This is a genomic window from Ferruginibacter albus (assembly GCF_020042285.1).
Classification (GTDB): domain Bacteria; phylum Bacteroidota; class Bacteroidia; order Chitinophagales; family Chitinophagaceae; genus Ferruginibacter; species Ferruginibacter albus.
This window is the reverse complement of record NZ_CP083388.1, coordinates 1,224,657-1,237,148: the sequence shown is the minus strand read 5'-3', so window position 1 is coordinate 1,237,148 and position 12,492 is coordinate 1,224,657. Positions and strand designations below refer to the sequence as shown.

General features: G+C 35.5%; 12 protein-coding genes. 6 read left to right on the top strand and 6 right to left on the bottom strand.

What is annotated here, in order from left to right; translation table 11 throughout:
* Window positions 1-227: 227 nt before the first annotated feature.
* Window positions 228-581 (top strand): hypothetical protein, encoded by a 354-nt coding sequence (locus K9M53_RS05475; protein ID WP_224018619.1) that lies wholly within the window; start codon window positions 228-230, stop codon window positions 579-581.
* Window positions 582-744: 163 nt separating this feature from the next.
* On the opposite strand, the gene K9M53_RS05470 is transcribed toward K9M53_RS05475, so the two are convergent.
* Window positions 745-1,161 carry a response regulator transcription factor gene (locus K9M53_RS05470; protein WP_224018618.1) on the bottom strand — a complete coding sequence of 139 codons (417 nt, stop codon included), beginning with the start codon at window positions 1,159-1,161 and terminating at the stop codon, window positions 745-747.
* Between the two features lie 127 nt (window positions 1,162-1,288).
* Between K9M53_RS05470 and K9M53_RS16190 the strand changes: the two genes are divergently transcribed.
* Complete coding sequence (locus tag K9M53_RS16190) at window positions 1,289-1,525, top strand: helix-turn-helix domain-containing protein (protein WP_390687534.1); 237 nt, start codon at window positions 1,289-1,291, stop codon at window positions 1,523-1,525.
* A 125-nt stretch (window positions 1,526-1,650) separates the two neighbouring features.
* Here the strand turns inward: K9M53_RS16190 and K9M53_RS05460 are convergent, their stop codons facing one another.
* Together K9M53_RS05460 and K9M53_RS05455 are read right to left on the bottom strand one after the other, a co-directional pair.
* Window positions 1,651-2,022, bottom strand: a complete 372-nt coding sequence (locus K9M53_RS05460; RefSeq protein WP_224018617.1) for a hypothetical protein — start codon at window positions 2,020-2,022, stop codon at window positions 1,651-1,653.
* 158 nt (window positions 2,023-2,180) lie between these two features.
* Window positions 2,181-4,571 (bottom strand): TonB-dependent receptor, encoded by a 2,391-nt coding sequence (locus K9M53_RS05455; protein WP_224018616.1) that lies wholly within the window; start codon window positions 4,569-4,571, stop codon window positions 2,181-2,183.
* Between the two features lie 305 nt (window positions 4,572-4,876).
* Between K9M53_RS05455 and K9M53_RS05450 the strand changes: the two genes are divergently transcribed.
* The 4 genes from K9M53_RS05450 (at window position 4,877) to gmd (ending at window position 9,149) form a co-directional block, all read left to right on the top strand.
* On the top strand, window positions 4,877-6,073 hold the full coding sequence (locus tag K9M53_RS05450; protein ID WP_224018615.1) for a hypothetical protein: 1,197 nt from the start codon (window positions 4,877-4,879) through the stop codon (window positions 6,071-6,073).
* A 131-nt stretch (window positions 6,074-6,204) separates the two neighbouring features.
* Window positions 6,205-7,212 (top strand): glycosyltransferase family 2 protein, encoded by a 1,008-nt coding sequence (locus K9M53_RS05445; protein WP_224018614.1) that lies wholly within the window; start codon window positions 6,205-6,207, stop codon window positions 7,210-7,212.
* A 5-nt stretch (window positions 7,213-7,217) separates the two neighbouring features.
* Window positions 7,218-8,078 (top strand): glycosyltransferase family 2 protein, encoded by an 861-nt coding sequence (locus K9M53_RS05440; RefSeq protein ID WP_224018613.1) that lies wholly within the window; start codon window positions 7,218-7,220, stop codon window positions 8,076-8,078.
* A 15-nt stretch (window positions 8,079-8,093) separates the two neighbouring features.
* Complete coding sequence (gene gmd / locus K9M53_RS05435) at window positions 8,094-9,149, top strand: GDP-mannose 4,6-dehydratase (RefSeq protein WP_224018612.1); 1,056 nt, start codon at window positions 8,094-8,096, stop codon at window positions 9,147-9,149.
* A gap of 70 nt (window positions 9,150-9,219) precedes the next feature.
* On the opposite strand, the gene K9M53_RS05430 is transcribed toward gmd, so the two are convergent.
* The 3 genes from K9M53_RS05430 to K9M53_RS05420 form a co-directional block, all read right to left on the bottom strand.
* Window positions 9,220-10,374, bottom strand: a complete 1,155-nt coding sequence (locus K9M53_RS05430; protein ID WP_224018611.1) for a hypothetical protein — start codon at window positions 10,372-10,374, stop codon at window positions 9,220-9,222.
* 69 nt (window positions 10,375-10,443) lie between these two features.
* Window positions 10,444-11,547, bottom strand: coding sequence for a glycosyltransferase family 9 protein (locus tag K9M53_RS05425; RefSeq protein WP_224018610.1), 1,104 nt, complete (start codon window positions 11,545-11,547; stop codon window positions 10,444-10,446).
* Between the two features lie 5 nt (window positions 11,548-11,552).
* Entirely contained in the window at window positions 11,553-12,410 is an 858-nt protein-coding gene (locus K9M53_RS05420) for a GDP-mannose 4,6-dehydratase (RefSeq protein ID WP_224018609.1), read from the bottom strand.
* Window positions 12,411-12,492: the final 82 nt, after the last annotated feature.

Genomic DNA, 12,492 nt, shown 5'->3' with positions numbered 1-12,492 from the left:
GTTGTAAGTAACACTCGTTGTGCCGCAAGAAACACTTAAAGTGCCATTAGTAACGTACAAGTTGTCACAATAAACACTCATTGTGCTATAACAAACACTCAATGTGTAATAACAAACAAAAATTAGACAATTATCAACCTCTTCTTTATCGTTGCCATGCAATCTTTGTAATGTTTTTTCACTCTATAACAGATCGAACACAATAGTAATAATCTAAACTCTTTAAAATGGCACGTAAAAAAACTTCCTCCCGCGCATACGAAAAAGCCTTCCGCCGTATCGCATCTGTAAAAAGCATCGACAGTAATTTTGATCTAGGTAATGATCTTACACAGGCGAACTACCAGGGCGCTATTGATAATGTAAAAAATGCTATGGATGAATACAATACCATTCTTAGCACTGTTGATGACAAATTGAATTTTTTAAAAGACAAAGAAAAAGAACTAAGAGATTGGAACGAACGCATTTTAACAGGCGTTGCATCCAAGTACGGCAAAAGCAGCAGCCAATATGAACAAGCCGGCGGCAAAAGAAAACCGGAAAGAAAAAGACCTGCGCCAAAGAAAAACCAATCCTAAACATCTTAACTTTTTGTTCTAGTAGGGTACACATAAACAACCGCCTTTCCTTTCCAGGAAGGGTGGTTTTTTTTATTACTGCATTATAAAGAAATGAGATTATTTGATTTTCGAAGAAATAGATCCATCGTAACTATATGCGTGTTAAAACACGGAGTAAAAATCAATGAGGCCCAATTTTTACTAATGTCCATTTTTTTGCCAACACTAAAGAAGGAACTTCTAATTTTATTTCTAACAATGATTCAATCTTATCCAGGATACTTTTTAATTCAAAGGGTTTTTCTATTGTTCCATCAGCATTGCAGTCTTTATAATTTTGCAATAGTTTTGGACTTGCCGACATTAAAAGTATTTTGATATTCTTATGTGATTTCTTTATCTCTTTGCATATTTCTCTTCCATCTTCATTACCGAGCATTACATCCATTATTATCAGGTCGGGAATTAGCAATTCAATTTGCGTTACTATTTCTTTTTTAGTAGAAACAGCAATCGCGGCGTGCTTATTGAGGTTAAGTAGTATAACAAAGAACTCTCTTAATTCATCATTATCTTCTACGATTAATATTTTAGCCATTTTTTATTGGTTAAAGGTTAAATGGCTGATTATAGTGTGGTTGATATTGGAAGTTTCTACAATATAGGCAAAGTAGGCGTATTTGCCAACTTTATAGGCGAATAGATTAACCTCTTATAGTACAGTTATGGGTACTTTTACCAGATATATGGATGATTCTCTATTATTATTGGCACTTGGAAAGAAGATCCGCTCTATCCGTCGTAATAAAGACATGACCCAAAACCAGCTTTCGATTAATTGCAATTTCGAGAAATCGACCATGTCTAAAATAGAAGCCGGGAAGGTAAACCTAAGTTATATAACTCTGTATCGGATCAGTAAAGGATTAGGCGTTGATATAAAGGATTTATTGCCAATATAGATGACATCCTCTTACGTTGTTGGTCGCCTGATCAACAACTATTTATTCATAGTAAGTAACCCAACTCGTTCCAACAATAACAAATTAACCCTGTCTTTGGTCAGGCACCAACAACGGCAGGAATTCTAATCACAACCACTAAGCTGAATACTGCCGCTTTTTTTATCTATTGTACCATAGCATATATGAAAGCTTTCAAATGAAAGCAACTTATCTCCCAGGTTAATTACATCGATAAAGTCCATTGCTATAGCAAATTCTTCCTCTTTATCTTGTGGATGAAATAATTCTTTTTCAGCTTTCACTAAGTCAGTTATCCACAGTTGCTTACCCGCACTATCAAAAGCAGTTACACATTTATGCAAGGAATCAAGAATGTATTTAACGGATTCTTTTTTATCAATTAATGTATCCGGCTTAAGATTAAAATAATCAGTTTGGGCGAATGAAGAAACAGCACCCAGTATAAAAGTTATTATTAATAGTGTATGTTTCATTGAGAAGATAAATGTAATAAGAAAGATGATTGCTTTTTAGCCTCCTCTTTAACAGATAAAATCACATCGCGATCAACAACTACAGACTATTATAATACAATAAAAAAAGCCGGTGCAATTGTATTACACCGGCAGAAAAAATGAAACTATTCTCTTAACTAAAACTTATACCCTAAAGTAACTACTACGTTACGTGGCTTTTGAGGATTGATAGTGGAGTAACCTGTAAAATAATCTTTGTTGGTTACATTATCTACATTCAATGCCAACCTGAATTTGTTTACATTATAATAAACAGAAGCATTTAATACGGTGTATGAAGGCAATACGAAAGTGCCGGTAACTTTGCTGTCAAGTATCGCCAGCTCGCTGGAATAATTTCCACCAAAGCCAATGCCGAATCCTTTCAGCTTATTACTAAAATCGTACGTTGCCCAAAAGTTTGCCATTGTTTTAGGACCGGAATAAATAGGTCTTCTGCCTGTCTCCAACCATACATTGGCATCATCACCTTTAATTACTTTACTATCGTTATAGCTAAAGCCAGTAATCACATTCAAGCCTTTTACAGGATTTGCATTGAGGTCTAATTCAACACCTTTGCTTTCCACTTCACCGCCTTGTGAACTAAATACAGTTCCCGGTATAGCGATCACTACATTGGCAACTTTAGCATCATAGAAGCTTAACGTAGCATTTAGTTTTTCAGAAAGCTCTGTTTTAATACCAAACTCCATTTGGTTTACATGCTCCGGCTTAAAGGTTTGAATAGTTGGGGGCAAGGTATCTGTAGGATCATCTGCTTGTGATGGGGCTACGTTCTTAAAGCCATTCATATAATTACCAAATACCGATATTTTATCTTTAAGCAATTGATACACCAAGCCGAATTTTGGTGAAAAGCCGGTTTGATTATAACCATTGATGACATGAAAATAATCTGCACGAATGCTTGCAGTAGCAATCAATTTAGGAGTAATATTAACGATGTCTGCTACATAGGCGCTCATCGTTTCATCTTTTGAATTGCTGTTGCTGATGCCGGTTGGTGCCAATGCATTGTCTACTGATTGTTTGCTTAATGAGATCGGCGCTAAAGTATCTCCCGTATAAGGGTAGATGTAGTTCACATCTCCCTGTGGCGTTACATTTTCTACCCAGGCATAGCCGGTACTGTTATCAATGATGTTTCTTTCAAAATAATCCAATCCTATTACCATGCGGTTGCGTACCGAACCTATTTTAAAATCGCCGATAAAGTTTTGTTGAATGTCTGATGTATTGGTGTGTGCTTTTTGTTTGCTTACCCATAAGCTGAATTGCCCGGTGCCATTCTCATTATCATACAAATAAGAATAATATCCGTCTGATCCAGAAGTACATCTAGATAGCACCGTTTGCGATGTCCATTTATCAGACAGCTTATATTTCATCTGTGCCTGTAAATTATAGCGTGGGTTATTAATAGAAAGATCGTTACTGGTTAAAGAAAGATTGCGATTGTAATTCAGCTCTGCTAAGTTTTTAAATTGCAACGGCGTGTTTCTTCCCAGGAACAACATCATAGGATTTGTTTTTTCTTCCTGCATAAACTCTGTACTTATGTCGAACGATAAACGATCGTTTACTTTATACGATAATGTGGGAGCTAAAAACACTGCATCCCTAAAACCTGCATCCTGGAAATTGTTCTCAGAATGATACGCTGCATTTACTCTTAATAACACTTTCTTTTCTTTATCTAATGGAGTATTGATGTCAGCTGTGATGCGGTTCAATCCAAAGCTGCCTGCTATATAATCTATTTCTCCGCCAAAATCAGCATATGGTTTTTTGGTAACGGTATTTACAAAACCACCATAAGAGATCAGGCTGCTTCCGAATAAAGTACCGGAAGGACCTTTAATAACTTCTATTTTTTCTATGTTGGAAGGATCGAGACTTCCGCTGGTAACACCCGGCAAACCATTTACTATGGTTGCCTGTGCTTCAAAACCTCTTAAAGAATAATAAGCAGCACCATCGCCATATCCACGCCCGGTTGATTCCCATAATTTATGAATACCGGGAACATTGTTTAGCGCATCATCAAAATTAGTAGTGCCTTGTTGTTTCATCAGGTCGGCAGATACTACATTATATACCTGTGAGTTCTCTAAATTCTTCAAAGGCATTTTAGATGCATAATCACTGCTGGTTTTAGCACGGTGCGAATTAATGATAACACCTTCTATCTGCGTGGCATTTTCACTTAAAGTAAAGTTGGATGTAGCAGTCTCTCCTGCTTTTACTTCTACATTCTGCTCCTGTGTTTTAAGTCCTGCATAAGAAACTACAATAGTATAAGCACCAGGCTTTACATTCTTTATTTCATACTCTCCATCACTATTGGTAGCGTGCATTTTGGCAGCACCTTTTAATTCTACATTTACAAACTCTGCCGGTTGCCCGTCAGATGTTTTGATGACTCCCTTAATGTTTCCTGTTTGAGCAAATGCAATCACTATTGTAAATAACAGTGTTGCCATAGCAATAAGTCTCTTAAGCATAGTATTTTAATATTGATAAAATAATAGGTCGCAAAACTATTTGCATGTTGCAACAATGAATCGCTGTATCGGGAAAATTGAATTACGAAAAAAGGAAACTTAGTTTTAGTAATATTAGTTCAAACACTTTTAGAAATGTTACAATTCAAAATAAAATTGAACCATATAAACATGGAATATCTATGAAACATCTATGTTTACTATTCTTGCATGAGGCTTACCAAGAAATCTTCTTTGGTGATTATATTTGTCAAGTGCATAAAGCACGCTATATTAGTGTCATTGATGTGCCAAAACAAACTATAATGAAATATATTCTTTTAACTATTCTGGGACTTACTATAATTTTTTGCCCAACTTCCGTATTCGCTCAAAAAGAATTGGCAGAAGGTTTTTTTACTTCAGAAGCCAATACATGTGCCAACAACAATGGGCTCTTTGTTTCTATAAAAAAATACAACCCAACAAAAGATGAAATTAGCAATGCCACAAAACCTTCCAAGAACTCGCCTATGAATTATTTGATGGCACCTTTTGAAGCTACCAATATTTCAATGTATACTAATGGATTTGAATCTAAGCTGTACTCTTTAGATAACCAGGGCAACGTTTTATGGGATGTTACTTTAGGCTATTCAAATAAATCCACGCCAAGTCCTGTCGTACTTTATAATGATAATATATTCTCGGGGGAGTCTGCAAAAGATGAAGGCAAAATAACAATTAAAAAAATTGACTTAAAGGGTAAAGTTCTTTGGCAAACAGAGCTCGACAGTTTAAATAATGTCAATGCTATTTATGTTGATGATAAAAGAGTAAGCGCTTTAGTATCTTTTGATGTGTCAAAAAAAACAGACTACAAAAATGGAACATTTGGAGAACATGTTTATCCTATTTATTTTTTTGTACAATTTGATATAACAACCGGAAAGAGACTTTCAAAAGAATATCAAAAAATGGCAAATTATTTATCCAGCATTGATTATTTAAACCCGGTTTTGAATTCTGACTATTCGTATTTTTTAAACAATAAGGATTCAGCGATCTTCTTGAATACTACCAAATTGGAAAGTGCAACTCTTGTATCCGAAGGAATGAGTAAAGACCATTCTATTTTAAAGCTGGCTGCCGGAAATGAGTCTTATCATTTGCTTACATTGTTTTCTGATGGAAAGGGTATAAAAAAATATAAATTAATCAGCGATTTCTATGGAAAAAATAAGAAGTACGAATCCGAGATGCCCGTGGACTATACAACTTCAGACCGGGCTTTTATTTACAGATCTACGGGCGATAGTGTTGTTACTGTTATAGGCAATACAAAAAACATAAGTATTCTGTATTCAGATATAGAAGGCAGATCAACGCTGTATAAAAAAATTGAGAATGTGATATCCCCCGTTATTGCTGCCGGAAGTATTTTGGGGCGAACATATATTTTACAAATAGAAGGCAGAATAAAGCCCGGAACAATAGGTAGAATAAAATTGGATTATTATTGATCCATAAAAAATTACAAAGCAAATAGAAAGCTGTCACACATTGCAAAATCCAAATAAAATTTCGGCAATAACAGCAATTATCACATTAATACATTATCAATATCTTCGCTTAATTTTTGAACAGCAACAGCATGGATATTTCGATCATTTTTGTTAACTATAAAAGTCCTCAACTTGTTTTGGATTGCGTGGATAGCATTTATGAACAAACGAAAAAGCTTTCATTCGAAATAATAGTAGTAGATAATTTTTCACAGGATAACAGTCATGAAATTGTATCAAATAAGTATCCGGCAATTAAATGGATACCAATGGGATACAATGCCGGCTTTGCAAGAGCCAATAATGAAGGCATACGGAATGCAACAGGCGAATATGTGTTGATATTAAATACCGACACTATCATTTTAGAAAATGCATTGGATAAAGCGGTGGCTTTATTTGAAGCAGAAAAAAATGCAGTTGCCTGCGGCATTCAGCTGCTCAATCCGGATGGTTCACAACAAATATCCGGCGCTCACTTTATAACAGGAGGATTGAACATCTTATTGCCTCTCCCTTATTTTGGAAAATTGATACGCTTTTTAGGGTATAGCTTAAAAACAAAAGTTCCCAGTGTTAGCAATGTTGAATCAAAAACAAAAGTAGATTGGATCATCGGCGCTTTTATTTTATTGCGCCGTTCCACAGCTATGCAATGTTTAATGAACGAAGACTTTTTTATGTATGCCGAAGAAATAGAATGGTGCAGCCGGTTACGTAAGTTGGGAGATATTTATTTATACGCTGATCCGAAAGTAATTCATATAGGCGGCGGCACAAGCAGCGATTATTATGATACTACCGAAAATGAGAACAGTAAAAATCTTTGGAACAGAAAAGGAAGACAGGTAGTACTTTCTAATATTTTGTATATAAGAAAAACATGGGGAATATGCTGGTACCTGTTCATGATGATCTGTTACCTGTTTGAAATACCTGTATTTGCTTTTTGTTTGCTGATCGAAAAGATCTTTAAAGGGAAAAAAGCAAAATATAAATGGCAAAATGTTGCGGGCTATATTTCTAATGTAGGCATCTTGCTTAAATATTCTTTTAAGATGTTAGTTAACAAGCCTTATTTTTATAAAGTTGCATAACCACAATGGAATTATCTGTCATCATAATTAATTACAATACTTTTCAGCTTACCTGTAATTGCATTCAATCAATACAGGAAAAACTGATAGATGTTGATTATGAAATTGTATTGGTAGATAATGCTTCTGTAGAATGTGATCCAACTCTTTTCAAAGAAAAGTTTCCTAACATAAACTTAATAATAAACCCTGTTAATACCGGTTTTACCGGCGGCAACAATACCGGTATTGAACATTCCAAAGGCGAATATCTTTTATTATTGAACAGTGATACACAGCTAATCAATAACGCCCCAAAAATTTGCCTGGATTATATCAAACAACATAAAGAGGTTGGGATGGTAAGCTGCCAGTTAACTTACCCCGATGGCAGGATACAATATACCACACGCAGGTTCAGAACAATCGGTTGGGAATTATTAGAGATTTTTCCTTTTTACAAATTGATGCCGAAGGAAAAACGGGAGCATTTAATGCTGCACCATTATTTCGATCACCAGAGTTTTGCCAATGTAGATTGGGTTTGGGGCGCTTTTATGCTATTTCCAAGGTCAATTCTTGCTCAATTACCGAAAAAGAAGTTATCTGATGACTTTTTTATGTATTGTGAAGATGTATTGTGGTGCTGGGATTTTAAGCAATTAGGGTATCAAATCCATTTTTTACCGCAGGCAAAGGTGATGCACGTGCATAAAGGCAGTGTGAGTAAGGATAAATGGCTAAAAATCAGGACTACTTCTATCAGAAACCATGCAAAATTCATGAAAAAATTTTATCCTGACCTCAGATGGTATATTTTTGCAGCCATTTATTACCCCAAGCAATACGGAGCCTTATGGATAGGGAAACTTTTTAAAAAATTTTAAAACCAAAACTAAACGATGAAGACGGCTTTGATTACAGGTATTACCGGCCAGGACGGTGCTTATTTATCTGAACTGCTATTGAGTAAAGGTTATAATGTACACGGTGTTAAACGCAGAAGTTCTTTAATTAATACCGACAGAATTGATCATCTTTTTAACGACAAATCATTACAAGATCGTTTTCATTTACATCATGGTGATCTGACAGATTCTTCCAGCCTTTTGAGAATTATCCAACAAACACAACCCGATGAGATCTATAATTTGGGAGCGCAAAGCCATGTACAGGTAAGTTTTGAAGCGCCTGAATATACCGCTAACTCCGACGGAATCGGCGTATTGAGAATATTGGAGGCGATCCGCATTTTAGGTTTGGAAAAGAAAACCAAGTTCTACCAGGCTTCTACTTCTGAATTATATGGATTGGTGCAGGAAATTCCTCAAAAAGAAACTACTCCTTTCTATCCACGTTCTCCTTATGGCGTTGCTAAATTATATGGTTACTGGATCACGGTGAACTATCGTGAATCGTATGATATGTTTGCGGTAAATGGTATTTTATTTAACCATGAAAGTCCGTTGAGAGGTGAAACCTTTGTTACCCGTAAGATAACCATCGCTACCGCAAAAATTGCTGCAGGCAAACAGGAAATGTTATTACTAGGAAATCTGGATGCTAAACGTGACTGGGGACATGCGAAAGATTACGTGGAAGGTATGTGGTTGATCCTGCAACAGGAAAAACCGCAGGATTATGTTTTGGCAACAGGTATAACCACCACCGTTAGAGACTTTGTAAAAATGTCGTTTGCAGAAGCAGGCATTGAATTAGAATTTAAAGGAGAAGGCATTGATGAGAAAGGATATGTTGTGAAATGTGCAAATCCTAAATATCAACTGCCTGCAGGTAAGCAAGTAGTGGGTATCAATGCAAGATATTTCCGCCCGGCAGAAGTTGACCTGTTAATCGGTGATGCTACCAAAGCAAATACTGAATTAGACTGGAAACCTAAGTACGACCTGGCTGCATTGGTGAAAGAAATGGTACAGGAAGAATTGAAGATACAGTGATAAAACATTTAAAACATAAAAGAAGAAGCCCATATCAAATATGGGCTTCTTCTTTTATACAATCATCCGTTCAATTTATTCGGATTGATTTTTTAGAGATCAATACTTTATTATTACTAACAATACTAAAGATCAGCACAGCATCCGGACCGGAAATATCTGTTACTGCCATTTGTCCATTCTCTTGAGAGATCGGATAAGATTTAAGCAAGTTGCCACTTAAATCAGTAACCTGCAATATACCATTACCTGAAAAATTTTGAATAGCATAATTTACTGTGGTAGCATTTGAAAAAGGTACAGGAGAAATATCCAATGTGCAAGTATTAGAGGCAACGATGGGCGGGCAGTTAGCAGCAATATTCAGTAAAGCCTTTAATGCATTCTCTAACTTTGTAACTCTATTTTCAAGATTGGTTACAACTGTATTAAATTTATTGCACGAATCTTGACAAGGACGGCAGGTTGTGACAGGACTACTTTTTGAATTTACTAGAATATCAGCGTTAGAAGAAATATTTCCACGGATAGTTATACCAAAAGGGTTCATTTGCCAGTTATTCATTGTATAACAATATCTGCCACCTGTTGCCATTTCACCATTAGCGCAGGTAATATCAACCGTATGCATGCCATTTGATAATATAATAGTTGTATCTATAGTAACCTGTTGACTTACTTTTACATTAGAATAAGTGAAAGGCACATTAATAGCATTAGCAGTTCCTTCATCTAACACAATAGCATTTACTTCATTATCGACGTTAATTGTAAACTTAAATGTAATATTCTCTGTATTGGCAGCAGTATTAACAATAAATCTTCTACTTATTGTCATTGCACAAGCAGTTGAATTGGATTGTGTTACGGGTGGTGTATAAATAGTGTTTGCATTAAAACAGCTTAAGTAAGAACCGGCCGGCCAAGGATAATTACCATTACCATCTATTAACGGATCTATTAAAATGGCATTAGCCCCTATTGCAACAGGTAATATGGGTGTAGTATTATATGGGCAATTCCAGGCATCTGAATTTCCTACACAGATGGCATTTTTCATATGATCTGTCATATTAGTTACGATCCATGGATTAAGAGTAGTTGCAGTATCAGTATTTTGTAATGCCGAGCCAATATCAATCGAGTTGGTGGCTTGAGCATTAACCGATATACTTGCTATAAACAAGGTTAGAGTAGTTAACCATTTTTTAAATAATGAGGGCATGCAGACATTCATATTATACTTTTTAAACAAGAGTAAATATAAGGATAAAACTGAAAATGATACGAGATGCTATTTAAACCTTTTTGTAACTAAATTACTTACCAGCTTAAACGGAAAAGTTATAAAACCGACGAACACTTCTTTATAAAACAGCGGATTATTTCCATAAACTTCCCTGTTAACTTTTATATGCGTAAGAATAGCGTTGAATTGTAAATAACAAAGCAAATTATAAACAATGCTTCGGGTGGTTTTAAAGTGTAACGGTATGGACTGATTGTATTTTTGTTTTGCTTCGGGGAAATTCTGTAATGCAAGATTCACACATTCAACGATCTGTTTTTCATTCAGCTGAAGTATTTCTATGAGTCCATCAGCAGATAAATTAAATCGCTTAAAATCTCTTGATACAGGGTTCTCATAACGTGTATAAGGAGTAAACAATTGCAGCATTGGCAATTGCTTTGCGGCATCGCTCGTAGATAACCAGGTAATACCGGATGTTGTTCCCAATAAAAAAGTGCAGTAATGTGTTAATGCTGCCGTCTCTCTCATAGTTAATACACTGCCATCTATAATTGCTTTATGTGCACTGTTTATTTTATTGGCTGATGAAAGAACAACAGCAACATCACCGTTTTTAGTTAAATCTTCTGCAACTCTAACAGCAAACTCTTTTGTGATTTTTGATTGACCGCTCTGCGGAGCATACTCAAACAAAATAACATTCTTATAATCCGATAGCCGATGTTGAAGAGCAAATTGTTGTGCCGTTGCTATCTCTGCTTGAGTTAACCGGAGAACAGGTGTAACCGGTACCGTTATTTTATGAGGATAAGCTCTTAATACATTGCTTCTAGTGCTTCCATCGTAAAAAGCCTGATTGGCTTCCATGTTTTGCGTTATAAATATCTCGTCGTATTTATTTTGCAGATAAAATTCTTTCTTTAATTTTCTGAAGGCTGTCACATCATTTTTTTTGACAGAATCTACTATAAGAATTTCATCAACATAAGGATTATTGGTAATAATATTTTTACAAAAAGAAGCTATGGCCCAGGACAAGTGACATCCCGGATAATCTGTTTTTATTTGTTTGGCTATGGTAGTAGCATACAGGCAATCGCCATTGGAGTATAAATGAAGGAGTAATATTTTTTTTACAGAAGCCATGGATTTTATTGCAGCATCATTTTTGCCAGTTGTTCAAACGAGACTTCAGGCTTCCATCCCAAAGAAAAAGCAAGTGAAGAGTCAGACACTAATTGCCGGTATTCTGCAGTAAAACCCTCCGTTTTTACTACATGGTCTTTCGGATCTTTTCCAATTAATTTAAAAGATATGCTTATCCAGTCATCGATTGAATAGCCTAACCCAGAACCAAGATTGGCTTCCCAAACCTTATCCTGGTTTACCAAGGTCCAAACTCCTTTTACCACATCTCCTGCATAAGTCCATTCCTTTATCACACTACTATCTCCTATTTCCAGTTTTTCATCACTTCCATCAGCTATCCTTTTTACTGCTGCAGATATTTTCATCGCCATGTGCCGCTCTGTTCTACGTGGGCTATCATGATTAAAGAAATAACCCACATATACTTTTAATCCTAGTCTTCTAAAATATCTTGCTGCGTATACTGATTGTATCCTCGCTATGGAATAAGCATCTCTCGCCTCAAACGGATCTGTTTCTTTTATTGGTTGATTATTGTTTACAAATTGCAGTCCGCTTCCCGAAATAAATACTTTAGTTGCAGGAGAAAATTTTTTAACCGCTTCTAAAATATTTAATGTTCCGGTACTTATCACTTCATGGTTTTCGAATAAAGCATCGTGGCGGGTTGTTGAGTTTGCAGCAAAATGAAAGATAAAATCAGGTTTATATTGATTTACTGTGTCACATATAGAGGTATAATCAATGATATTGATTGCAGCTTTTCTTCCAATACCTATTACAGCAATACCTTTTGATTGCAATAGTTCAGTTAAATAAAAACCATCCTGCCCGTTAGCGCCAAAAATAAGTGCGGTCATAAAATAAGATTTCTTAATCTAAATAGCTTAAGAGACTGCAATATATTAAATCATCTATTATAGAATAGAAATTGTAGATTTG

Coding starts and splice junctions, on each gene's coding strand:
- K9M53_RS05425 (WP_224018610.1), bottom strand. CDS start 11,547: ATGGCTTCTGTAAAAAAAATATTACTCCTTCATTTATACTCCAATGGC.
- K9M53_RS05455 (WP_224018616.1), bottom strand. CDS start 4,571: ATGCTTAAGAGACTTATTGCTATGGCAACACTGTTATTTACAATAGTG.
- K9M53_RS05460 (WP_224018617.1), bottom strand. CDS start 2,022: ATGAAACATACACTATTAATAATAACTTTTATACTGGGTGCTGTTTCT.
- K9M53_RS05420 (WP_224018609.1), bottom strand. CDS start 12,410: ATGACCGCACTTATTTTTGGCGCTAACGGGCAGGATGGTTTTTATTTA.
- K9M53_RS05475 (WP_224018619.1), top strand. CDS start 228: ATGGCACGTAAAAAAACTTCCTCCCGCGCATACGAAAAAGCCTTCCGC.
- K9M53_RS05440 (WP_224018613.1), top strand. CDS start 7,218: ATGGAATTATCTGTCATCATAATTAATTACAATACTTTTCAGCTTACC.
- K9M53_RS05445 (WP_224018614.1), top strand. CDS start 6,205: ATGGATATTTCGATCATTTTTGTTAACTATAAAAGTCCTCAACTTGTT.
- K9M53_RS05470 (WP_224018618.1), bottom strand. CDS start 1,161: ATGGCTAAAATATTAATCGTAGAAGATAATGATGAATTAAGAGAGTTC.
- K9M53_RS16190 (WP_390687534.1), top strand. CDS start 1,289: ATGGGTACTTTTACCAGATATATGGATGATTCTCTATTATTATTGGCA.
- K9M53_RS05430 (WP_224018611.1), bottom strand. CDS start 10,374: ATGCCCTCATTATTTAAAAAATGGTTAACTACTCTAACCTTGTTTATA.
- K9M53_RS05450 (WP_224018615.1), top strand. CDS start 4,877: ATGAAATATATTCTTTTAACTATTCTGGGACTTACTATAATTTTTTGC.
- gmd (WP_224018612.1), top strand. CDS start 8,094: ATGAAGACGGCTTTGATTACAGGTATTACCGGCCAGGACGGTGCTTAT.